The organism is Litorisediminicola beolgyonensis, assembly GCF_042679605.1.
Taxonomy (GTDB): domain Bacteria; phylum Pseudomonadota; class Alphaproteobacteria; order Rhodobacterales; family Rhodobacteraceae; genus Litorisediminicola; species Litorisediminicola beolgyonensis.
On the sequence record NZ_JBHTMU010000010.1, the window covers coordinates 26,632 to 49,261 of the forward strand.

The following is a 22,630-nucleotide window of genomic DNA, read 5'->3' on the forward strand; positions in this document are numbered from 1 at the left end:
TCAGCCGCGGTTGTCGAGCTGCGCGCGCACCGCGCCCAGACCGGACCGGGTGATCCGGTAGGGTCGTCCCTCATGCGAGCGGATGAAGCGCCGTTTGCGCAGACGGTCGAAGACCGCCATCGTGAGGTCCGTGAGGATGTGACCCTCGCGGGTCCGGCAGGTGGCGCTCCGCACCTTGCCGCCGGGCGCGCGCTCCACGTCGATGGCGCCGCCCTGGGCCAGCACGTGCAGCACGCGCTGTTCCGGTTTCGAGATGTTCATTGGAAAGTCCGAGATGTCGCACAGAACGACGGGACGTCCGGCATCCCGCGCGGGCGTCCCGTGGATCAGGTCGGTCCCGTCATCGAGACCTCAGGGACGTGCCACAAGCTCTGACATAAACTCTCCGAGTGCCGGTCCTCCCGGCAGAGCCGTCATACAGCCCGGGGCCCCGCCCGGCAAGGCAGGGCCATAGCGCTCAGCTGGCGAGGCGTTCTTTCACCATCGGGCCGACCGTGCCGAAATCCATCTGGCCGGTATATTTCGACTTCAGGACACCCATGACCCGGCCCATGTCGCGGATCGAATCCGCGCCGACCTCGGCCACCGCGTCATCGACGGCGCGGGCGACCTCTTTGTCGTTCAGACGCCGCGGGAGGAACTCCTCGATCACGACGATCTCGCCCTCTTCCTGGGCGGCGAGATCGAGCCGCCCGGCCTCTTCGTAGCTCTTGGCGCTTTCGCGCCGCTGCTTGACCATCTTGCCGAGGATGCCCAGCACCTCGTCGTCACCGACGCCCTGGTCCTGCCCGTCTCCGCGCAGCGCGATGTCCCGGTCCTTGATCGCGGCGTTGATCAGCCGGAGCGTCGACAGACGCTCGGCATCGCGATCTTTCATCGCCTGTTTCATCGCCGAGGTGATCTTGGTGCGAAGTTCCATCTGGTCTCCCGTTGCGCCTGTTTTCGCAAAGACCGACACTATCGAAAGGCATACCGCCGCGCAATATCGCAGAAGGCAAGGTAAGCCATTGAAAACGCTCATGACGCGACGTCGCGCGCCCTCTTGACCCGGTTGCTGGCTCCCCTTACCTATGGCGCGATTTACCCAGAATCCGCCGCCCGAGGAGCCGCCCATGACGCGCAGCCAGCCCCGCACGCCCACCGCTTGCCTCGCGCTTGCCGACGGCACCATCTTCTACGGCGAAGGCTTCGGCGCCACCGGCGACACCGTCGCGGAGCTCTGCTTCAACACGGCGATGTCGGGCTACCAGGAGATCATGACCGATCCCTCCTATGCCGGGCAGATCGTGACCTTCACCTTCCCCCATATCGGCAATGTCGGCGCCAATCCCGACGATGACGAGACCGGCGATCCGGTCGCGGCGGGCATGGTCGTCAAGTGGATGCCGACCGAGCCCTCGAACTGGCGCGCCGTGCAGGGGCTGTCGGACTGGCTCGCCTCGCGCGGGCGGATCGCCATCGGCGGCATCGACACCCGCCGCCTGACCCGCGCCATCCGCCAGCAGGGCGCGCCGCATGTGGCGCTGGCCCATGATCCCGAGGGCAAATTCGACGTGGCCGCTCTGGTCCAGAAGGCCCGCGGGTTCTCGGGGCTCGAGGGGCTCGACCTCGCCAAGGAAGTCACCTGCGCGCAGAGCTACCGCTGGGACGAGATGCGTTGGGCCTGGCCCGAGGGCTATGCCCGCCAGACCGAGCCCAAGCACAAGGTCGTCGCCATCGACTACGGCGCCAAGCGCAACATCCTGCGGTGCCTCGCGAGCGCGGGCTGCGACGTGACCGTGCTGCCCGCGACCGCGACTGCCGAGGACGTGCTGGCGCTCAACCCCGACGGGGTCTTCCTGTCGAACGGTCCCGGTGATCCGGCGGCCACGGGCGCCTATGCCGTGCCGATGATCCAGGGCGTGCTCGACGCGGACCTGCCGGTCTTCGGCATCTGCCTCGGCCACCAGATGCTGGCGCTGGCGCTCGGCGCCAAGACCGTCAAGATGAACCACGGCCATCACGGCGCGAACCACCCCGTGAAGGATATGGAGACGGGCAAGGTCGAGATCACCTCGATGAACCACGGCTTCGCGGTGGACAGCCAGACCCTCCCGACCGGCGTGCTCGAGACCCATGTGTCGCTCTTCGACGGCTCGAACTGCGGCATCCGGATGAAGGACAAGCCGGTCTTCTCCGTCCAGCATCACCCCGAGGCGAGCCCGGGCCCGCAGGACAGCTTCTATCTCTTCGAGCGCTTCGCCGAGCACATGGCCGCGCGCTGAGGCTCGGATTTTTTCACCGGGCTTAATCGGCTGTTAACCGCGCTGGCCTGAAATGACCGCCGTCGACGTGACGGAGACGCGGTCATGAGTGATATGCAGATCGACCTCAGCCGGGCCGACCGCCTGGAGGCCAGCCCCGATTGCGGGCGGCCCCTGGGCGGGCTTCTGCTCGAGACCGGCACCATCGAGGCCCAGACGCTGGTCGACGCCCTTGGCCGGGCGCGCCGGATCGGCGCCCGGACCGAGCGCGTGCTTCTGGCCGAAGACCTGGCGCCCCCCGACCGGCTCCGCGCGATGCACGCGAAAAGCTGGGGCTGCATGGCGCTCGACCGTACCGACACGCCGCCCGATCCGGAGCTGGCCGAGCTTCTGTCGCCCGCGACCTGCCTGACCCATAACGTTCTGCCCTGGATGCGGCTTGGCCGGTCGCTGGTGCTGGCCGCGGCCGACCGCGACGGGTTCGACCGTGTCGCGCCGGTTCTGCGCGAACGCGGCGAGACGGTGATCCTCGCAGCCGCGACCGAGGCCGATATCGAGGCCGAGATCGCGCTGCGCCACGGCGAGCGGATGGCCCGCGCCGCCGAATCCTCGGTGCCCGCCGACGAAAGCTGCCGCGATCTCAACCGCGGCAGTGCCGCTGGTCGCGCCATGGCCGCCGCGCTGGCCGGGCTCTGCCTCGGCGTCCTGCTCTTCGCGCCGACGCTGTTTTTCGCCGGCATCGTGTTGCTGGCGATCCTGTCGATGGCCGTCGGGCAGGTCCTAAAACTGGCCGCCTGCCTCGCCTCGCGCCGCCCCGGACGTGCGCCCGAGCCGATGCCCGCGCCGCCCCTGCCCGAGGTCTCGATCCTCGTGCCGCTCTTCCGCGAGGAGCGGATCGCGGGCGCCCTGATCGACCGGCTCGCGCGCATCACCTATCCCCACGCGCTGCTCGACGTGATCCTGATCCTCGAGGCTGGCGACGACGTGACCGCCGCCGCGCTCGACGCAGCCGAGCTGCCGCCCTGGATGCGGGTGATCACCGTCCCCGACGGGCCGATCACCACCAAGCCGCGCGCGCTGAACTACGCGTTGAACTTCGCCCGCGGCAGCATCGTCGGCGTCCTCGATGCCGAGGACGCGCCCGCCCCGAACCAGATCGCGCGCGTGGTCTCGGCCTTCCGCGCCGCCCCGCCCGAAGTCGGCTGCGTGCAGGGCATTCTCGATTTCTACAACCCGCGCGCCAACTGGCTGTCGCGCTGCTTCACCATCGAATACGCGACCTGGTTCCGGCTGGTCCTGCCGGGGTTGGCCCGGCTGGGCCTTGCCGTGCCGCTTGGCGGGACCACGGTCTATTTCCGCCGCGCTGCGCTCGAGCGGGTCTCGGGCTGGGACGCCCATAACGTGACCGAGGATGCCGATCTCGGCATCCGCCTCGCGCGGCATGGCTACCGCACCGAGCTTCTCGCCACGGTCACGCGCGAAGAGGCCAACAACCGCGTGCTGCCGTGGATCCGGCAACGCTCGCGCTGGATCAAGGGCTACATGCTCACCTGGGCGGTGCATGCCCGCGCCCCGCGCAGGCTCTGGCGCGACCTGGGACCCTGGCGCTTCCTCGGTTTCCACGCGCTCTTTCTCACCACCATCGCGCAGGCGCTTCTCCTCCCAGCGCTCTGGAGCTTCTGGCTCGTGCCCTTCGGCCTGCCGCATCCTTTGGCGGACTTGATGAGCGCACCGGCCCTGACCGCGCTCATCGGCCTCTTCCTGACCGCCGAGGCGGCGACGCTGGTCCTCGCGCTTGTCGCGGTCTCGCGCAGCCCGCATCGGGGGCTGGCGCTCTGGGTGCCGACGCTCTTTCTCTATTTCCCGCTCGCCGCCGCCGCGGCACTCAAAGCGGCCTGGGAAGGCATCGCGCGGCCCTTCTACTGGGACAAGACCATGCACGGGCATTCGCCGCCCGACCATGCCGGCGCGGACCTGCCCGAAAGCTGAGCTTCTCAGCGCATGGTCAGAGGGCGCGAGTCGAGCTTCAGGCGTGTGACGAAGGCTTCCGAGATATGGTCGCGCAGCGCCTGGTAGGCGGCCTGCTCGTCCCGCCGGGCGATGGCCTCCACGATCGAGGAATGCTCGCCGAGCGCCACTTCGCCCCGCCCCTCGGCCGCCAGCGACGTGGTCGCCATCAGCGCCATCGAGCGGTAGACCAGATCCAACTGCTGGACGAGGTAGCGGTTATGCGACGCCAGGTGGATCTGGCGATGGAACCGCCGGTTGGCGCGCGCCAGCGACGACGGATCGCTCATCAGGCCGCGATCCTCCTCGACCATCCCGCGCAAGACCAGCACCTCTTCGTCGGTGGCATGCCGCGCCGCCAACCGCGCCGCCAGGCCCTCAAGCTCGCAGCGCACCGCATAGAGCTCGGCCATCTGGTTGTGATCGAGCGAAGCCACGATCAGCGACCGCCCGTCCCGGGTCAGGAGCGACTGAGTCTCGAGCCTCTGCAACGCCTCGCGGATCGGCGTGCGGCTGACCCCGAAACGCTCGGCAAGGTCGCTTTCCACCAGCCGGTCGCCCGGACGGTAGACGCCCGTGTCGATCGCCTCCAAAATCAGCGAATAGGCGTCCTTCTGGCTGGCGCGTGGCTGGCTCATCGCCGGTTCCTCCCGATAGTTGATGCACTTAGACATGACCGCGCGCACCGATCAACCGCGCGGATGGTCACGGCCATTGCCTGCGCCCCGCGCGCGACTTAGGTGTTCCCCATCATGAAGCCGCTGTTTTCCCATATCGAGCACTGGGTCTTCGACCTCGACAACACGCTTTACCCGCCCGCGATGCGCCTCTTCGACCAGATCGAGCGCAAGATGGCGGGGTTCGTCATGCGCACTCTCCGCGTCGAGGAGGCCGAGGCCAACCGCCTGCGCGACCATTGGTGGCGGACCCACGGCACCACGCTCGCGGGGCTCATGCGCGACCACGAGATCGACCCCGAGGCCTATCTGCACGAGGTCCATGACATCTCCTTCGACGCGCTCGAGCCCGATCCCTATCTCGCGGGGCTGATCGCCGATCTGCCGGGGCGCAAGATCGTCTACACCAACGGCTCGGCCCCCTATGCCGCGCGGGTGCTCGAGGCGCGCGGGCTCGCGCAGGCCTTCGACGCGATCTACGGCGTGGAGCATGCCGATTACGCCCCGAAGCCCGAGGCGCGCGCCTTCGAAACGGTGTTCGGCAAGGCCGGAACCGTGACCGCCCGCGCCGCGATGTTCGAGGACGACGCCCGCAACCTCGCCGCGCCGCACGCGATGGGGATGCGCACCGTGCATGTCGCCCCGGAGCCCGAGGACCATCCCCATATCCACCATCACACCGACGATCTGGCCGCCTTTCTCGCCCGGCTCGTGTGACCGCGACACCGCGGACACTGGCCGCACGGAACCATCCGGCTTAGCTGATCCCCGACAAGGAGCGCGGCCAAGGAGCGCGACATGGACCATGACATCCTCATCTCCGGCGGCGGCATCGCCGGTCTGACCGCCGCGGCGGCCTTCGGGCGCGCGGGCTTCCGGGTGCTCTGCGTCGATCCCGCGCCCCCCGTCACCACGCGCGAGGCCGAGGGCGCGGACCTGCGCTCCACCGCCTTTTTGCAGCCCGCCCGTGCCTTTCTGGGCCGCACCGGTCTCTGGGAGCGGCTCGAGCCGCATGCGACCCCGCTCCAGACCATGCGGATCGTCGATCTCGACGCCGACGGCGCAGTGCGCGCCACCCGCGATTTCGACGCAAGCGACATCTCGGAGGCGCCCTTCGGGTGGAACCTGCCGAACTGGCTTCTCCGCCGCGAGTTGAGCGCCGCGCTCGAGGCGCTCGACACCGTCACCTTCCGCCCCGGCACCGCCACCACCTCGCTCTTCACGCGCACGACGTCCGCCCGGGTCGGTCTTTCCGATGGCAGCCGCGCCGAGGTGCGCCTGGTGATCGCCGCCGACGGGCGCGGCTCGCCGATGCGCTCCGCCGCCGGGATCGGTGTCCGGACCCACCGCTTCGGCCAGAAGGCGCTGGCCTTCGCCATCACCCACGACGCGCCGCACGGACAGGTCTCGACCGAGATCCATCGCTCCGGCGGTCCCTTCACTCTCGTGCCGCTGCCCGACCATGAGGGGCGACCGTCCTCGGCGATCGTCTGGATGGAAAGCGCGGGTGAGGCCGAGCGGCTCGCCGCGCTTGACGAGCCCGCCTTCGAAGCGGCGATGACCGAGCGCTCGGGCGGGCTTTTTGGTCCGCTGAAGCTCGCCTCGCGCCGCGGCCTCTGGCCGATCATCGCCCAGCATGCCGAGGCGCTGGTCGCCGAGCGGCTCGCCCTCGTCGCGGAAGCGGCGCATGTCGTCCCGCCGATCGGCGCGCAGGGCCTGAACATGAGCCTCCGCGATCTCGCGGCGCTTCTGGACCTCGCCGAGGCCCGTCCCGAGACGCTTGGCGACCGCGCCATGCTCGATGCCTACGAGCGCAAGCGCCTGCCGGACATCAAGCTGCGCTATGCCGGGATCGCCGCGCTGAACCATGTCTCAATGGCCGAGGACCCGCTCCTGCGCTCGGCCCGCGCGATGGGGCTCACGGCGCTGCACGACATCGCGCCCCTGCGCCGCGGCCTCATGCAGCTCGGCCTCGGCACTTCGGGGCGCTGAGCGCCACCCGGCGGCCTATTGCGCCCCGGCTGCCGCGATATCGACGAAAACCGGGTAGTGATCGGTCGGCCAGACCGCGCCCAGCTTCTCGCGGAAGACCACGGGCGGCCCGGTCTCGGTCAGCTCCGGCGACAGAGCGATGTGGTCGATGGCGCCGAACAGGTTCAGACCCAGGTCGAAATGATAGGTCGCGCCCTCGACCGGCAGGAACCGCAGCCCCGCCGTCTCGTGCGCGTCGTGCAGGTCCGATCCGAGCCGCGCGTTCAGATCGGCGGCCAGGAGCACCCTGCGCCCCTCGGCCCGCCACGCGCTGACCCTCTCGACCATGAACGCGGTGGATTTCCGGCGGTTCTCGCGGCTCGAATAGTCGAGATGCGCGTTCAGGACCCGGATCGTGCGACCCGTGTCCCGCGCCCGCAGATCCGCCCAGGACGCGAAGGCCGGATAGGAACCGTCGAAGGTGCGCGAATAGATCACCTCGGGCGTCTCGGAGAAGAAGAACCAGCCCTTGTCGACCTCTTCGAACTTTGCCATCCGGTAGGAGATCGGCTGGGTCGAGGGGAAACTGCGCCAGTCGCCGATGGCCGCGGCGGCGTAACCGGGGTTCTGTTCCAAGAGCCAGAAGCGCGCGAGATTGACGCTGTCGTCATCGCCGCCCGCGAAGCTCTCCATCTCCTGGAACGCGACGATATCGGCGTCGATGGCCTTGAAGGTCGCGTCGAGCGGTGCCTTGCGGCGCTCCCAGGCGCCGCGGGACCAGCGGCCCTCGGCCTGGTTCATCAGGATGTAATGCACGTTATAGGTCGTGACGCGGATGCCGTTCTCGGGCGACGGTCGCGGTTCAGGACCGCCGGAATTGCGCAGCTGCTGGCAGCCGAGAAGAAGCACAAGCATCAGGAGACCGCCGAGAGCCAGGCGGAGGAGACGGCGCATCATGGCATGACCTTTCCGAGCGGGAGGGTGACGGTCGCGCGCAGACCGTGGCCGGTATTGTCGAGATCGACGCGCCCGCCATGGGCCAGCACGATATTGCGCGCAATCGCGAGGCCGAGCCCCGCGCCGCCGGTCTCGGCGCTGCGGCTGTCCTCGCCGCGCACGAAGGGCTCGAACATCGCCTCAAGCCGCTCGTCCGCGATGCCCGGGCCGTCATCCTCGATGGTGATCCGCGCCGCGCCCGTGGCCTCGGCAAGCGCGATCCGCGCCGCGCCGCCATAGCGGATCGCGTTGTCGACGAGATTGCCGATGGCCCGCTTCAGCGCCACCGGGCGACCCGCGACGACAAGCGGCACGCTGGCGGTGATCTCGCCGCCCCGCTCCTGGGCCAGCTCCGCGAGCAGCCGGTCCAGATCGACGCGCTGCGTCTCCTCGGCCTCGCCCGCCCCCTTGGCATAGGAGACGAGCCCCTCGGCCATCACCGTCATCTCGTCGAGCGTGCGGATCATCGGCAGCGCCTCCTCCTCGTCCAGAAGCTCAACGCGGATCCGGAGCGAGGTGATCGGCGTGCGCAGATCGTGCCCGACCGCCGCCAGCGTGCGCATGCGTTCGGCATCGAACCGGCCGATCCGGGCCTGCATGTCGTTGAAGGCGCTCGCGAGATCGCGGACTTCCCGTGAGCCTTCGACGGCGACGCGCACGCTCCGATCCCCCGCCCCCGCGGCGCGGGTCGCCTCGGTCAGGCGGACAAGCGGACGGGTCAGCCGCCGCAGGAACAGCCAGCCGACGCCCAAGACCGCGGCCAGCGACAGGCCGAGGACCAGCGCGAAGACATCGTCGTCGATCCCCGGGCCGCGCGGCGGACCGGCGCGGGAGACGATGTTGAGCCATTGCGGACGCGCGGGCGCGGTGCCCGAGAGCCGCACCGACAGCGCGACGGTCTCGACCTCGCGATGCCACGCGCCCGGGGCAAGGCTGCGGCGGACGCGGATCGCGCCCCGGGCCTCGCGGTCGGGCAGTGCGGCGGCCAGGTCATCGGTAAAGGCAAGGGAGCGGGGCGATGTGACGGCGTCGGGCACAAGCGGGGTCGGCTCGACCGACACGCGCGAAAACCGGGTCGAGGCGCGCCGCGCGATGTCTCCGCGCGCGCCCGGGCGTGCCGCCTCGACCGCCGGCAGGAGCGACACGACCCGTTCGATCTCTCGCGCCTCGACGGCGGCGCGATCGAGCCGCAGCCGCTCCACCGACAGAAGCGCCAGCGCCACGAGGTTCGCGGCGATGAGCGCGGCCGCGAGGAGCAGCATGAACTGCCCGATCAGGCCCGAGGGCAGCGCGGCGCGCAGGGCCTTCATGTCGTCTCGACCTCGGCGGCAAAGAGATAGCCGCCGCCCCATTCGGTGAGGATGAGGCGCGGCGCGGCGGGGTCGTCCTCGATCTTGCGCCGGAGGCGACTGACCACGTTGTCGATGGCGCGGTCATAGGCCTTGGCATCGCGCCCCGCCGTCAGATCGAGAAGCCGCGCGCGACTGAGGACGGTCCTGGGATGGTCGAGAAAGATCTCGAGAAGCCGGTTTTCACCCGAGGTCAGCGCCACCTCGCGGCCATCGGTGTGGGAAAGCGCGCGCGCATCGGCATCGAGGGTCCAGCCCTCGAAGCGCCGCGGTCCGGTCGAAGGCTTCGGCGTCGCGCTCGGCACCCGCCGCAGCACCGCCTTGACCCGGGCGAGCAGCTCGCGCGGATTGAAGGGCTTGGTGACGTAATCATCCGCGCCAAGCTCGAGCCCGACGATCCGGTCGGTTTCCTCGGCCATGGCGGTCAGCAGGATCACCGGCGGTCCGTCATGTTCGACCATCCAGCGGCAGAGGCTCAGCCCGTCCTCGCCCGGCATCATGACATCGAGCACAACGAGGTCGATCCGCGCCTCCGCCAGGATCCGCCGCGCCTCGCCCGCATTGGCGGCGAGTTGCGTGCGGAACCCCTGCTTGCGCAGGTACTGCCCGAGCGGCTCGCGAATGTCGCGGGCGTCGTCGACGATGAGGATCTGGGCCTCGGCGGGCGTCATGGTGCGGCGGTCCCTCGGTTTTCCTGAAGATAAGGCGGGAGAGAGGCGCTGTGCCAGCCGCACCGACGCGCCGAGACCCGCTTTCTTTGTCGCAATCTGTCGCAAGACCCGTCACAGCGACAGGCTGCGACAAAACCCCCTCGGCGTTGACACACATCGGCGGCGCGGAGCCGCTAGCTCTGGGTCACCGGGGCGGCATCGCCCCTGCTCTCAACAAGAAAGGATGAGGCACATGACGACCAACCGGATTCTTCCGCTCGCCTTCGTGACCGCCATGCTGATCGGCGGCGGCGCGATGGTGGCCACCGCGCAGGATGCGGCGCAACCCGCCCAGCCCGAGACCTCGGCCTCGGAGACGGCACCGATGCGCGCGCATTTCCGCGGCGAGCACGGCGAGCGTGGTGAGCATGGCGGCCGGGGCGAGCACGGCGCGCACGGGATGCGCGGCGGCAAGCATGGCCCGCAGGGCGGCATGTTCGGCGGACGCGGCCAGGGTCAGATGTTCGCGACGCTCTTCGCCGAGATCGACGCCGATGGCGACGGATCGGTGACCCAGGACGAGATCGACACCTTCCGCGCCGCCCGGGTGGCCGAGGCCGATGCCTCGGGCGATGGCGCTCTGTCCATCGAGGAGTTCGACACGCTCTACCGCGCCTTCACCCGCGCGCGCATGGTCGACCAGTTCCAGGAGCTCGACGCCGATGGCGACGGCTCGATCAGCGCCGCGGAGATGGATGCGCGGTTCGGCAGCATCGTCGAGCGGATGGACCATGACGGCGACGGGGCGCTGACGCTCCAGCGCGGCCGCCGCGGGTAAGCGAGATTGGGCGGGCGCGGGCGGAGAGCCTGCGCCCGCACTGCCCTTGCTACGGCGTCGCCGCGCGATCAACGAACCCCGCCGAGCGAGCCGCTCACTCCTTGGGCATCCCCTTCGGCCGCATCATCCGCTTCTGCGCGGCAATCCGGAACGGGGCGTTGGGCGCGCCGTAGCCGTCATAGCCGCCGGTCCGCTGCACGATCTCGAAGAAGAGCCCGCCCGCGAAAGGCTGGCTGTAGAACTGGTAGAACGCGCCGTCGCTGTCCTCGTCATAGAGGATGTTGAGCGCCTTCATCTCGGCCACGCGCGCGGGCTCCAGCCCGAACCTCGCCTGCAGATCGCTGTAGTAATTGTCGGTCATCGGCAGCGGCGCGAAGCCCGCCTCGGCCGTCCGGCGCGCCGTCGCAAAGACGTCGTCCGTCGCAAAGGCGACATGCTGGACCGCGCCGCCGAAACTGTCGGCCAGGAAGCTTCCCGCGAGGGTTCGGTGCGTCTCGGCCCCGTTCAGCGTGATCCGTGCGGCACCGGAGGGCGTCTTGATCGCCTGGCTGCGCACGAGCCCGTCCGGGTCGACCACGTCGACCATCGCCGTGCGGGTCATGTCGAAGATCGAGGTGTAGAAGAGCGACCAGCTCAGCATCTCGTCGTAGTTCATCGTCTCGGCGACATGGTCGATGCGGCTGAGCCCCGCGCCCGGCGTCCCGTCATCCTCCGAGGCGCGGAACTCGATCGACCAGACATCGGACAGATCGCTGCGGTCGTCGATGAAATGCATCACGCTGCCGCCGACGCTGCGGATCGCGGGGATGTCGAGCTCGCCCGGACCAACCGGCTGGTCGAAGGGCGCGGCCCCCAGCGCCACGGCCCGGCGCGTGGTCGCGCCGGCATCCTCGACCTTCAGGCCCACGTCGCAGATCGCGGTGCCATGCGTGGCGAAGGCGGAACTGGCGAAGCCCGTCGTCTCGCGGTTCAGGATCACCCTGATCTCGCCCTGCTGCCAGAGCGCCACGCGCTTCGAGATGTGATCGCCAACATGCGCAAAGCCCATGCTGTGAAGGACGCGGGCCAGCGCCTCGGCCTCGTCGCCCTGGGTCGCGAACTCGATGAAGGCGACGCCGTTCACCGAGATACGCGGAGGAATGTCCGGCACCGCGATGGAAATATCGGGCTCGACGCGCCGGACATCGTCCATCAGCGCCACGAGCGAGCGATAGCCGTCGAGCGCGAGCCCCTCGGGACGGCCGCCGCGGAACTGGTCGTTGAAGATCTCGAGGCTGATCGGTCCGTCATAGCCGGTGGCGGCGACGGCGCGCATGAAGTCGGTCACCGCCAGATCACCCTCGCCCGGCATGTTCCGGAAATGCCGCGACCAGTAGAGCAGGTCCATGTCGATCAGCGGCGCATCGGCCAGCTGGACGAAGAAGATCTTGTCGCTGGGCACCCGGCGGATCGTGTCGGGATCGATCTTGCGGGCGAGCGTGTGGAAGCTGTCGACGATAAGCCCGATCGACGGGTGATCCGCCCGGCGCACGATCTCCCAGGCGTCGCGGTGGTCGTTGACATGCCGCCCCCAAGCGAGCGCCTCGTAGCCGACCCGGATGCCGTTCGCCTCGGCGAACCCGCCCAGCTCCTGGAAATCCTCGGCGGCGCGGTCGATGCCGCCCAGCGCCTCGGGATGGACCGAGGAGCACACCAGCATCAGGTCCGTGCCGAGCTCGTTCATCGTGTCGAACTTGTATTTCGCGCGCTCGAAGGCGCGTTTGCGCGCGTCGCCGGTCAGCCCTTCGAAATCGCGAAACGGCTGGAAGAGCGTGATCTCCAGCCCGTGGTCGCGGATCATGTCGCCGATCTCGCGCGGCGAGCCGGTGGCGGCGACGAAATCCTGCTCGAAAATCTCGATCCCGTCGAAGCCGGCCTTGGCGATGGCGTCGAGCTTTTCGCGCAGGTTGCCCGAGATCGAGACAGTGGCGATCGAGGTCTTCATGCCGCTTCTCCCTGCTCCAGTAGGTCGGCCCGGAGCTGCGCCTCGTCGAGCGGCAGGCCGGAGAAATGCGCCCAGGCATGAACGCCCTGGTAGAAGAACAGCTCGTAGCCCGAGATCACCGTCAGGCCGGAGGCCTCGGCATCGGTCAGGAATTGGGTGTCGACCGGGGTGTAGACCGCGTCGAAGGCCCAGTCCGCCCCCTCCATCGCGTCGCGCGGCAAGGGCGTGCCGCCATAGCCGACCATGCCGACCGGCGTGCCGTTCAGAAGACCGGTGGCGCCCCGCGCCGCCTCGGTCGCCTCCGCATGGACCGTGACCGCAGGCGCCGAGGGCACCGCGCGCAGATCGTCGGCCAGGGCCCTGGCCTTGGCCTCGTCGCGGTCCACGAGCCGGATCTCCTCGGCCCCGAGCGCCACCAGACCGAAGGCCAGCGCGCGACCGACGCCGCCCGTGCCGATCAGGCAGGCGATGCCCGGGGGCGTCTCGCCCCGGACGCTGCGATAGCCGGCGATGAAGCCGGTGTAATCGGTGTTCTGCCCTTTCGGTCCGTCGGCCTCGAACAAGACGGTGTTCACCGCGCCGATGGCCCGCACCAGCGGATCGTCGACCGAGACCTTGCGCGCCGCGCGCTCCTTGTAGGGATAGGTCACGTTGATGCCCCGATAGCCGCGCCCGACACAGGCGTCGAAGACATCGTCGAACTCCTCGTCCATGTCCTTGGGGATCAACCGGTCATAGGTCACGGTCATCCCGTTCTGGCATCCGGCGAGCCGGTGCAGGAGCGGCGACCGGGAGCGCGCGATATTGTCGCCGATCAGGCCGAGCTTGAGGTCGGGTGCTTCGCTCATGACTGGGTCTTTCCCTTGCTGGAGACGCGCGCCTTGGCCTTGGCCCAGAACGGTGTCTGCGACGCGAAGATCAGGATCACCGACACCAGGAGCACCAGCGACAGCGGGCTCGTGACGATGCCTTCGAAGAACCGTCCCAGGTCCTCGCGCTCGGAGATGATGGCGCGGCGCCAGTTGTCGTCCAGAAGCCGCGACAGGATCACCCCGAGGATCACCGGCCCCAGCGGATAGCCGTAATGGCGCATGAAGTAGCCGAAGACGCCGAAGCCCAGCATCCAGTAGACATCGGTGATCGAGTTGTTCACCGCGTAGGCGCCGACGATCGACAGGAGCATGATCAGCGGGATCAGCACGCTGCGCGGCATCTCGACGATCTTGGTGAAGAGCTTGATGCCGGTCAGGCCGAAAAGCAGCATGAAGCAATTGGCGGTGACAAGGCAGCCGACGATGAACCAGAACATGTCCGGCTGGTCGATCATCAGCATCGGCCCGGGGTTCAGCCCGTGGATGAAGAGCGCGCCGATCATGATCGCGGTGACCGCGTCGCCCGGGATGCCAAGCGTCATCATCGGGATGAAGGCGCCGCCAACGGCCGCGTTGTTGGCGGTCTCGGGGGCGACGAGCCCCTCCATCGCGCCGTCGCCGAAGGGACGCTCGGGGTTCTTGGTGACGCGCTTGGCGTGGTCATAGGCCATGAGCGCCGCGATATCGCCTCCGGTGCCGGGCAACGCGCCGATGGTCACCCCGATGGTCGAGGTCTGGAGCGACAGCGGCAGGTGCTTCTTGACGGTGGCGAGCGAGGGCACGATGCGGCTGATCTTCTGGCGCACCGCGTCCTTGTCGACATGGTGAAGCTGCAGAAGCGCCTCGGAGACGCCGAACATGCCGATCATCACCGCGATGAAGGAGATGCCGCCTTCGAGAAGCTGGAAGTCGAAGGTGAAACGCTCCGCGAAGGTCAGGGGGTCGCGACCGACCGCGCCGATGGCGATGCCGAGCGCACCGGCGAAGATGCCCTTGACGAGGCTGCCCTGGCTCAGCGAGCCGACCAGGAGGATGCCGAGGATCGCCAGCAGCATGTAGTCGCGCGGCTGGAAGCCCAGTGCGAAATCCGACACGAGCGGCGCCGCCAGCGCCAAAACGCCGATGCCGACGAAGCCGCCGATGAAGGACATCACCGTGGTGACGCCGATGGCGGTTCCGGCCTCGCCCCGCTGGGCCATCGGATAGCCGTCGAGCGCGGTGGCGATGGCCGAGGGCGCACCGGGAATGTTGAGAAGGATCGCCGTCCGCGAGCCTCCGTAGACGCCGCCCATGTAGATGCCGATCATCAGCGAGATCGCCGGGTAGACATCCCAGGAGAAGGTGAAGGAGATCAGGATCGACACGGCCATGGTGACCGAGAGCCCCGGGATCGCGCCGACATAGACGCCCGCGAAGGTGCCGAGCCCCACGAGCAGCAGGAGCTGCGGCTGCGAGAAGACGGTGAGAAAATCCATCAGCGCGGTCATTGGGCGGCCTCCCCTGCGCCGGTGCCGCGGAAGAGCTGGATCAGCTCGGCTTCGGGCACGATGCCCGAGGGCATGAGCACGCTGAAGACGATGCGGAAGATCAGCCAGATCACGAACAGGCTGCCAAGCGAGACCGCGAGGGTCCAGAGCCAGCCACGCTTGGCGAGGATCTTGATGCAGGCGATCAGGAAGATCGCCGAGGTCGGCAGGAAGCCCAGGGGCCGCAGCACGATCCCGTAGAGGATCAGCAGGACACCGAAGATCAGGACCACCGGCGGCAGGATGTCCTTGGCCACCGTCTCGGTCCGGTCGAGCGGCAGCTTGGCCGTCTTGAGAAGGACCGCAGCCGCCGAGATCACCATCACCAGCGTCGTGGCCATCGGGATCGAGCGTGGCGAGGACAGGCCATTGGGACCGAAGGGATTCTCGATGCCGTAGGCGCTCCAGAGCAGGAACAGCGAGGCACCCACGAGGAAGGCGGCGAAGACCAGCTCTCCCGGCCGCCGCTTGTCGGCGATGCCGCCCGGCACCGCGTCGGACGCCCCGTCGTGATGGTCTGGATCGATTGGGTCCATGGTCTCCTCCCTGGCCCTGAATTGATCGGGCGCTGCACTTCGCTGGGAAATGCAGCGCCCGGAGGGTGCCGGCCGCGTCGCGGCGGCCGGCCGAGGGAGCTCACTCTCCCGGACGCGCGATCCCGAACTCTTCGGGCGAGGTCTTGGTCAGACCGGCGTCCTGCAGGAGCCACGCGGTGCCCTGCTGCCACTTGCTGAGGAAGGCTTCCGCCTCGTCACCGTAGATCGCCATCATGGTGAAGCCGCGGTCATCCATGAGCTGGATGAAATCCGGGTGCTCGGCACCCTTGGCATAGGCGTCCGACAGCTTGGCGACGACATCCTCGGGCGTGTCCTTGGGAACGAAGACACCGAAGAACGGGCCCCAGGGCAGGTAGGTGCTGTAGGCCTCGTTGAAATCGGTCACGATCGGCGCGTCGGGCAGCTTGTCGCTGGCTTCCACGTCGAAGATCGCGAGCGGCTTGATGTTGCCCGCGCGGATGCCCTCGATCGCGGCGCCGAGCACCGCGGGCATCACGTCGATGGCCCCGCCCTGCAGCGCGGTGAGCGCCGGGCCGTCGCCGTCATAGGGCACGGCCGTCACGTCGAGACCGCCCTCGACCGTCGAGATCATCGCGGTCACGACCGACGGCAGGCCGCCGGGTCCGGTCGAGCCGAACTTCACCTCGCCGGGGTTCTCGCCGATATAGGCCATCATCTCGGCATAGTCGTTGAAGGGCGCGTCGGGATTGGCCACCAGGATCGGCGTGCCGCGGGCCAGGATCGAGATCGGGGTGAACTCGCTGTAATCCTTTTCGCCGAGGCCCATCACCTTGTAGAGCATCGGGTTTTCCGCGCCCATCAGGAGCGTGTAGCCATCCGCGGGCGAGCCCGCCACGTGATTGAGCGCGATGGCGCCCACGGCGCCGGTCATGTTCTGCATGACCACGGTGCCGCCCAGCGCCTCTTCGGCATGGGGCGTGACCGAGCGCATCACCGTGTCGGTGGAGCCACCGGCCCCCCACTGGATGATGCCCTGGATTTCCTTTTCGGGGTATTCCGCGACAGCCGCGGTGGCCGTCAGTGCAAAGGCGCCAAGCGCGCCGATAATGATCCGCTTCATGGGTCTCCTCCCTCAAATTGCGTCATGTGGCCGACAAAGATGCCAACCGGTGCCCTCATAACTGCCGCTCCAGGACCTTAACGTCAAATACCTGTTTTTCGCATTCATTAACGTCATGTTATTTCTCGATCCGCGACCAGGGCCGTCCCGCGACGGCCTTTCCGAGCTCGCGCTGGAACTGGGCGATGGCGTATTCGGCGAAGCCCGAGAGCACCCGGCCCTTCTTGCGCGCCACGAAGCTCTTGACCCGGACATCCTCGGCCAGCGCGCGGCGTTCGAGCCCCGGCATGTAGACCTCGGCCACCGAGAACTCGTCGATCACCGCGACCCCGAGCCCGTGCCGGACAAGGCTCACCACCGTCTGCGCAAATCGCCCGCGCATCGCGTGCGGAACCGATACGCCCGCGCGCACGAAGGGCTGGGCGAGAAGCGCGCCGTAAGGATCGGCGGGATCGACGCCGATCAGCGGCTCGCTCGCAAGATCCGTCGCCGAGATCACGTGTTTCCGGGCCAGGGGATGCCCCTCGGGCAGCACCACGACCAGCCGCCCCTCGCCGATCTCCTCGTTCTCGATGGCGGCATTTTCGACGGCGGAGCTCATGATGACGAACTCGCCGCGCTCGAGCAGGAGATAGTCGACCGTCTCCTCGATCTTCAGCACGTTCATGTCGACGAAAAGATAGTCATACCGGTTGCGAACGCTCCTCAGCGCCCGCGCGGCGATGAATTGCGCGATGGAGGGCGCGGTCGCGAAGGCCAGCCGCACATCCTCGCCCTTCTGGAGCGTGCCGACCGCAAGCTGCAGGTTCTCGACGCCCTTGTAGACCTCGCGCAGCTGGTCGAAGACGCGGCTCGCCTCGACCGAGGGCGTGAAGAGCCCCGCCTTGCGCTCGAAGAGCCGGATGCCGAGCGATTCCTCGGTATGCTTGACGAGGCGGCTGATCCCGGGGGCCGAGACGTTCAACATGTCCGCCGCACCGCTGATCGTGCCGGTCATCATGACCGCACGGATCACCTCGATCTGCCGCAAAGTCATTTCCGGCATCGCGTCCTCCCTCGAGAGCGAGGTTAACATCATGTTACCCCAAGGCAAGAACAAGCATTTGACGTTACGCCCTGTCCTGACCGACGCTCTGCGCGGATCGTGAGACCAGGAGGATATCGGTGCCGTCTGAGACTGCCCCATGGGACGAAGGCTGCGACCTGCTCGTTGCGGGCTCGGGTGCGGCCGGGCTTGCCGCCGCGGTGACCGCCGCGCATCACGGGCTCAAGGTGATCGTGGTCGAGAAGGACAGCGTGTTGGGCGGCACCTCGGCCTGGTCCGGCGGCTGGATCTGGGCGCCGCGAAACCCGGTCGCGCGGCGGCACGGCATCTCCGAGGAGCGCGCCGAGCCGCGGCGCTATCTCGAAGCGGTGCTCGGCAACAATTTCAACGCCGAACTGGTCGATGCCTTTCTCGACGCCGCGCCCGAGATGGTCGGCTTCTTCGAGACCGAGACGGCGCTGCGCTTCGATCCCGGCCTGCACATTCCCGACACCTACGGCCACCAGCCCGGCGCGGGCACCGGCGGGCGCTCCGTCATCGCGCAACCTTATGACGGGCGCGCGCTCGGACCCGAGATCGCGCGGCTGAGGCGTCCCCTGCCGGAGACGAGCTTCATGGGGCTGACGATCCAGGCGGGCCCCGATCTCAAGGCCTTCCTGTCGGCGACGCGCTCGGCCCGCTCGGCCGCCTATGTCGCCCGGCGGCTTGGCCGGCATCTCTGGGATCTCGCGCGGCACGGGCGGGCCATGCAGCTCCGAAACGGCAGCGCGCTCATCGCGCGGCTGATCCGCTCGGCGCTCGATCTGGGCGTGGAGCTGAGGACCGAGACGGCCATCGCCCGGCTGGAGACCGGAGCGACCGGCATCACCGGCGCCACCGTCAACGGCCCCGACGGCCCCCGGCGCATCGCCGCGCGCCGAGGCGTCGTCCTGGCCTGCGGCGGGTTCCCGAACGATGCGGTCCGGCGCGCCGCGACGTTTCCGCATCCCGAGACCCACGCCACCCTCGCCGTGCCCACCGCCTCGGGCGACGGGCTTCGGATAGGCGAGGACGCGGGCGGACAGGCGGCGGAGACCCTCGCGTCTCCCGGCGCGTGGTGTCCGGTCTCCGAAGTCACCTGGCCCGACGGCACGCGCGGCGTCTTTCCCCATATCATCGACCGCGGGAAACCCGGCGTGATCGGCGTCCTCGCCTCGGGACGCCGGTTCTGCAACGAGGGCCTCGGCTATCACGACTATGTCCGCTCGATGCTGGACGCGATCCCCGAGGATGCCACGCCCGAATCCTGGCTGGTCTGCGACCATCGCTTCCTGCGCCGCTACGGGCTCGGCATCGTGCGCCCCGCGCCGGTTCCGATCGGGCCCTGGCTGAAGAGCGGCTATCTGAAGACCGGGCGCAGCCTCGCCGATCTGGCCAAGGCCTGCGGGATCGACCCGCCCCGGCTGCAAGAGACCGTCGCCACCTACAATGCCGACGCAAGACGCGGCGAGGACAGCGCCTTCGGGCGCGGCACGAGCCCCTACATGCGGCTTCAGGGCGATCCTTCGGTCGGGCCCAACCCCTGCATGGCTCCGCTCGAGACCGCGCCTTTCTACGCCGTGCGCGTCATCCCCGGCAGTTTCGGCACCTTCTTGGGGCTCCAGACCGACGGTCAGGCGCGCGTACTCGGACCGGACGCGGCACCGATCCCGGGCCTCTATGCCGCCGGGACCGACATGGCGAGCGTCATGGGCGGGCACTACCCGGCGGGCGGCATCAATCTCGGCCCGGCCCTCACCTTCGGCTTCATCGCGGGCCGAGATGCCGCCGGAGCCGCCCCATGACCCGCCGCCTCTCGCTTGCGCATCTGACCGCCATCAACCTGCCGCCCCCGGCCCTGATCGAGGCGGCGGCGCGCGCGGGCTTCGACGCGGTCGGACTGCGGCTCATCCGCGTCACCGACACCAGCCCCGGATACCCGCTGATGGACGACCGAGCGGCGCTTCGGGCGACGAAAGCGGCGCTGGGCTCCACCGGCATCGCGGTCAGCGACATCGAGTTCGTCAAGATCACGCCCGAAATCGACCTCGCCGCCCTGGAGGGCTTTCTGGACGCGGGCGCGGAGCTTGGCGCGCGCGAGGTGATCTCGGCCCCCTACGACCCCGACCTGCCCCGGCTCGCCGACCGCCTCGGGCAGCTTTCCGAGATGGCAAGCGAGCGCGATCTCGGCCTGTCGCTGGAGTTCTTCCCCTGGACCGTCGTGCCCGACCTAACGACGGCGCTCCGCATCGCGACCGAGGCCGGACCCGGACTGGGCATCCTCGTCGACGCGCTGCATTTCGACCGCTCGGGCAGCGCGCTCGAGGAGCTGCGCGCGCTCCCGCGCGACCGGCTGCGCATGGCGCATCTCTGCGACGCCCCCGTCCATGCCGCCTACTCGACCGAGATGCTGCTCGACGCCGCGCGCGCCGAACGGCTGCCCCCGGGCGACGGGCAGATCGACCTTCCGGCCTTCCTTGCCGCCCTGCCGGACGACCTCCCCCTCGGGCTCGAGGTGCCCATGACCCGCGCCACTGCGAAAGACGGCATCGACGCGGTGCTCTCCCGGGTGATGCGGGCCACCCGACGCCTCCTCTCCGCGACCGAGCGCACATCCTAGCGGCCGCCGCACCGATTGCCGGGTTTTTCCCGCCCGCGCTCTCGGTCATAAAGGCGAAAAGCGCGCAGCGCGCCTGCGCCCGGAGCCGCAGAGGGAGAGTGTCATGGAACCATTCGCACGGGTCGCAGCCGTGGTCGGCGGAGGCATCGCCGCGCTGCGCCGCATGTCCGAGCCGAAGACCGCCGTGATGGGCAGCAGCCCCACGATCCCCGCGGCGCGGGCCCAGGGCATCATGACGCTGAAGATGCCGACCGCCACCGGCTGGGAGCCCGGCCATGTCCCGAGCGCCGCCCCGGGCCTAAAGGTTCAGGCCTTCGCCAGCGACCTCCAGCATCCGCGCTGGATCGAGGTTCTGCCCAATGGCGACGTGCTCGTGGCCGAGGCGACCGAACAGGCGCCACCCCCGACCACGCTTTTCCAGCGCGCCCAGCAGGCCACCATGCGCCGTGCCAAGGCCATCGGCCCCAGCGCCAACCGGATCACGCTCTGGCGCGACGGCGATGGCGACGGGGTCGCCGAGGAGCGTCACGTCTTCGTCGAGAACCAGAACCAGCCCTTCGGCATGGCGCTGAAGGACGGCACCTTCTACGTCGGCAATACCGACGGCATCGTCTCGTTTTCCTACAGCGAGGGCGCGACCCGGCTCGAAGGTCCCGGCGAGACGCTCGTCAGCTTCAAGCCGCACGGCCACTGGACCCGCAGCCTTCTCCTGTCGCCGGACGGCAAGACGCTCTATTGCGGCGTCGGATCGCTGTCGAACATCGCCGACGACGGCATGGAGGTCGAAGAGGGCCGCGCCTGCATCTGGGCGCTCGATCTGGCAAGCGGCGCGGCGCGGATCTTCGCCTCGGGCCTCCGCAACCCGGTCGGCATGGCTTTCGAGCCCTCGACGGACGCGCTCTGGACCGTGGTCAACGAGCGCGACGGTCTGGGCGACGAGACCCCGCCCGACTACCTGACCAGCGTTACCGAGGGCGGCTTCTACGGCTGGCCCTATTGCTACTGGGACCGGATCGTCGACGACCGGGTGCCGCAGGACGCGGACCTCGTGTCGCAGGCGATCACGCCCGATTACGCGCTCGGAGGCCATACCGCGTCGCTCGGGCTTTGCTGGATGCCCGAGGGCACGCTCCCGGGCTTCGGCGCGGGCATGGTGATCGGCCAGCACGGGTCGTGGAACCGGTCTGTCCTGAGCGGCTACAAGCTGATCTTCGTGCCGTTCGAGAACGGCCGTCCGTCCGGCGCGCCGCGCGACATCCTCTGGGGCTTCCTGTCCGAGGACGAGACCAAGGCCTATGGCCGCCCGGTCGGCGTCACCCTCGGCGCGGATGGCAAGTCGCTCCTGATGGCGGATGATGTGGGCGACGTGATCTGGCGCGTGTCGGCGGCCTGATCCCGGCCGGTCGCAGAGATGAAGGTCCTCCTCCATCCGGGCTTTCACAAGACCGGCACGACGACGCTGCAGAGGACGCTGGCCGAGAACCGTGCCGTGCTCGGGGATCGCCTGTCGGTCCTGCTGCCCGAGGATCTCGACGAGGTCGCTGCGGCCGCACGCCGCCAGTCGCTCGCGCCGTCGCCGCGGCTTCTGGCGCGGGTGCGCAAGCGGCTGGCTGAACGGCTGCGCGAGATCTCGGACGCGCGACCGCTTCTGATCACCTGCGAGCATCTGGCCGGAGCGATCCCCGGTCGGAAGGGCCTCTGGAGCTACGGCGAAACTCCGGCGCTCGCGGTCGCACTTGTCGAGGCGGTAACCCAGCGCTTCGTTGCGGAGACCCAAGTGACGGTCTTCTTCACCACCCGCGCCCCGGAGCCGTGGATGCGCAGCGTCTACTGGCAGAACCTGCGCTCGAACCGGATCACCGAGAGCTTTGAGGACTATGCCGACGCCCTGGGCTCAGCCGCCGATCTCGACGCGGTCGTCGCCGCGACCCGCGCCGCGCTCGGGACACGGGCCGAGACGCTCTCGGTCGATATTGACACCGCGTCGGACGGCCTCGGCCCGCTCGCCGTGGCGCTCGATAGTCTGGGCGTGTCGCCGGACGGCCTCGTCCCGGCGAAAAGCCAGAACGTCCGGCCCGCCGACGGGATCGAGACGCTCCTCGCCCTCAACCGCTCGGATCTCGACGACGACGCGCTCTCGCGCGAGAAGCGGCGCTATCTCGATCGCATCCGGCGCGAGAAACACCGGGGCTGACG

General features: G+C 68.9%; 21 protein-coding genes. 9 read left to right on the forward strand and 12 right to left on the reverse strand.

Going from position 1 to position 22,630, the window contains the following annotated elements; genetic code table 11:
* A complete protein-coding gene (locus ACFQ4E_RS07575) occupies positions 1–261 on the reverse strand; it encodes a YjhX family toxin (protein WP_386802338.1) in 261 nt (86 codons plus the stop codon).
* 196 nt (positions 262–457) lie between these two features.
* Entirely contained in the window at positions 458–919 is a 462-nt protein-coding gene (locus ACFQ4E_RS07580; RefSeq protein WP_386802339.1) for a GatB/YqeY domain-containing protein, read from the reverse strand.
* A gap of 193 nt (positions 920–1,112) precedes the next feature.
* Here ACFQ4E_RS07580 and carA point away from each other — a divergent pair, with 193 nt between their 5' ends.
* Together carA and ACFQ4E_RS07590 are read left to right on the forward strand one after the other, a co-directional pair.
* On the forward strand, positions 1,113–2,264 hold the full coding sequence (gene carA / locus ACFQ4E_RS07585) for a glutamine-hydrolyzing carbamoyl-phosphate synthase small subunit (protein WP_386802340.1): 1,152 nt from the start codon (positions 1,113–1,115) through the stop codon (positions 2,262–2,264).
* Positions 2,265–2,348: 84 nt separating this feature from the next.
* Positions 2,349–4,232 carry a glycosyltransferase gene (locus tag ACFQ4E_RS07590; protein WP_386802341.1) on the forward strand — a complete coding sequence of 628 codons (1,884 nt, stop codon included), beginning with the start codon at positions 2,349–2,351 and terminating at the stop codon, positions 4,230–4,232.
* 5 nt (positions 4,233–4,237) lie between these two features.
* Here ACFQ4E_RS07590 and ACFQ4E_RS07595 read toward each other — a convergent pair whose 3' ends face one another.
* Positions 4,238–4,888: a GntR family transcriptional regulator gene (locus ACFQ4E_RS07595; RefSeq protein ID WP_386802342.1), complete on the reverse strand. Its 651-nt coding sequence runs from the start codon at positions 4,886–4,888 to the stop codon at positions 4,238–4,240.
* Between the two features lie 111 nt (positions 4,889–4,999).
* Here ACFQ4E_RS07595 and ACFQ4E_RS07600 point away from each other — a divergent pair, with 111 nt between their 5' ends.
* Positions 5,000–5,644 carry a pyrimidine 5'-nucleotidase gene (locus ACFQ4E_RS07600; protein ID WP_386802417.1) on the forward strand — a complete coding sequence of 215 codons (645 nt, stop codon included), beginning with the start codon at positions 5,000–5,002 and terminating at the stop codon, positions 5,642–5,644.
* 81 nt (positions 5,645–5,725) lie between these two features.
* Positions 5,726–6,919 (forward strand): UbiH/UbiF family hydroxylase, encoded by a 1,194-nt coding sequence (locus tag ACFQ4E_RS07605; protein ID WP_386802343.1) that lies wholly within the window; start codon positions 5,726–5,728, stop codon positions 6,917–6,919.
* Positions 6,920–6,934: 15 nt separating this feature from the next.
* Here ACFQ4E_RS07605 and ACFQ4E_RS07610 read toward each other — a convergent pair whose 3' ends face one another.
* The 3 genes from ACFQ4E_RS07610 to ACFQ4E_RS07620 are packed head-to-tail and all read right to left on the reverse strand — an operon-like array spanning position 6,935 to position 9,914.
* A complete protein-coding gene (locus ACFQ4E_RS07610; protein WP_386802344.1) occupies positions 6,935–7,855 on the reverse strand; it encodes an endonuclease/exonuclease/phosphatase family protein in 921 nt (306 codons plus the stop codon).
* Complete coding sequence (locus ACFQ4E_RS07615; RefSeq protein WP_386802345.1) at positions 7,852–9,204, reverse strand: ATP-binding protein; 1,353 nt, start codon at positions 9,202–9,204, stop codon at positions 7,852–7,854. The genes ACFQ4E_RS07610 and ACFQ4E_RS07615 overlap by 4 nt, the downstream gene beginning before the upstream one ends.
* Positions 9,201–9,914, reverse strand: a complete 714-nt coding sequence (locus ACFQ4E_RS07620) for a response regulator (RefSeq protein WP_386802346.1) — start codon at positions 9,912–9,914, stop codon at positions 9,201–9,203. Before ACFQ4E_RS07620 ends, ACFQ4E_RS07615 begins: the two co-directional genes overlap by 4 nt.
* Before the next feature lie 232 nt (positions 9,915–10,146).
* Here ACFQ4E_RS07620 and ACFQ4E_RS07625 point away from each other — a divergent pair, with 232 nt between their 5' ends.
* Positions 10,147–10,731 carry an EF-hand domain-containing protein gene (locus tag ACFQ4E_RS07625; protein ID WP_386802347.1) on the forward strand — a complete coding sequence of 195 codons (585 nt, stop codon included), beginning with the start codon at positions 10,147–10,149 and terminating at the stop codon, positions 10,729–10,731.
* 94 nt (positions 10,732–10,825) lie between these two features.
* On the opposite strand, the gene ACFQ4E_RS07630 is transcribed toward ACFQ4E_RS07625, so the two are convergent.
* The 6 genes from ACFQ4E_RS07630 to ACFQ4E_RS07655 form a co-directional block, all read right to left on the reverse strand.
* Entirely contained in the window at positions 10,826–12,715 is a 1,890-nt protein-coding gene (locus ACFQ4E_RS07630) for a bifunctional sugar phosphate isomerase/epimerase/4-hydroxyphenylpyruvate dioxygenase family protein (RefSeq protein ID WP_386802348.1), read from the reverse strand.
* Positions 12,712–13,563: a shikimate dehydrogenase family protein gene (locus ACFQ4E_RS07635; RefSeq protein ID WP_386802349.1), complete on the reverse strand. Its 852-nt coding sequence runs from the start codon at positions 13,561–13,563 to the stop codon at positions 12,712–12,714. The genes ACFQ4E_RS07630 and ACFQ4E_RS07635 overlap by 4 nt, the downstream gene beginning before the upstream one ends.
* On the reverse strand, positions 13,560–15,074 hold the full coding sequence (locus ACFQ4E_RS07640; protein WP_386802350.1) for a tripartite tricarboxylate transporter permease: 1,515 nt from the start codon (positions 15,072–15,074) through the stop codon (positions 13,560–13,562). The genes ACFQ4E_RS07635 and ACFQ4E_RS07640 overlap by 4 nt, the downstream gene beginning before the upstream one ends.
* Positions 15,071–15,649 carry a tripartite tricarboxylate transporter TctB family protein gene (locus ACFQ4E_RS07645; RefSeq protein WP_386802351.1) on the reverse strand — a complete coding sequence of 193 codons (579 nt, stop codon included), beginning with the start codon at positions 15,647–15,649 and terminating at the stop codon, positions 15,071–15,073. The genes ACFQ4E_RS07640 and ACFQ4E_RS07645 overlap by 4 nt, the downstream gene beginning before the upstream one ends.
* Before the next feature lie 100 nt (positions 15,650–15,749).
* Positions 15,750–16,751, reverse strand: coding sequence for a Bug family tripartite tricarboxylate transporter substrate binding protein (locus ACFQ4E_RS07650; protein ID WP_386802352.1), 1,002 nt, complete (start codon positions 16,749–16,751; stop codon positions 15,750–15,752).
* A 118-nt stretch (positions 16,752–16,869) separates the two neighbouring features.
* Positions 16,870–17,796 (reverse strand): LysR family transcriptional regulator, encoded by a 927-nt coding sequence (locus tag ACFQ4E_RS07655; RefSeq protein ID WP_386802353.1) that lies wholly within the window; start codon positions 17,794–17,796, stop codon positions 16,870–16,872.
* Positions 17,797–17,915: 119 nt separating this feature from the next.
* Here ACFQ4E_RS07655 and ACFQ4E_RS07660 point away from each other — a divergent pair, with 119 nt between their 5' ends.
* The 4 genes from ACFQ4E_RS07660 (at position 17,916) to ACFQ4E_RS07675 (ending at position 22,628) form a co-directional block, all read left to right on the forward strand.
* A complete protein-coding gene (locus ACFQ4E_RS07660) occupies positions 17,916–19,619 on the forward strand; it encodes an FAD-dependent oxidoreductase (RefSeq protein ID WP_386802354.1) in 1,704 nt (567 codons plus the stop codon).
* A complete protein-coding gene (locus ACFQ4E_RS07665; RefSeq protein ID WP_386802355.1) occupies positions 19,616–20,434 on the forward strand; it encodes a sugar phosphate isomerase/epimerase family protein in 819 nt (272 codons plus the stop codon). The genes ACFQ4E_RS07660 and ACFQ4E_RS07665 overlap by 4 nt, the downstream gene beginning before the upstream one ends.
* A gap of 103 nt (positions 20,435–20,537) precedes the next feature.
* On the forward strand, positions 20,538–21,827 hold the full coding sequence (locus ACFQ4E_RS07670; protein ID WP_386802356.1) for a PQQ-dependent sugar dehydrogenase: 1,290 nt from the start codon (positions 20,538–20,540) through the stop codon (positions 21,825–21,827).
* An 18-nt stretch (positions 21,828–21,845) separates the two neighbouring features.
* Positions 21,846–22,628, forward strand: coding sequence for a hypothetical protein (locus ACFQ4E_RS07675; protein WP_386802357.1), 783 nt, complete (start codon positions 21,846–21,848; stop codon positions 22,626–22,628).
* Positions 22,629–22,630 lie beyond the last annotated feature (2 nt).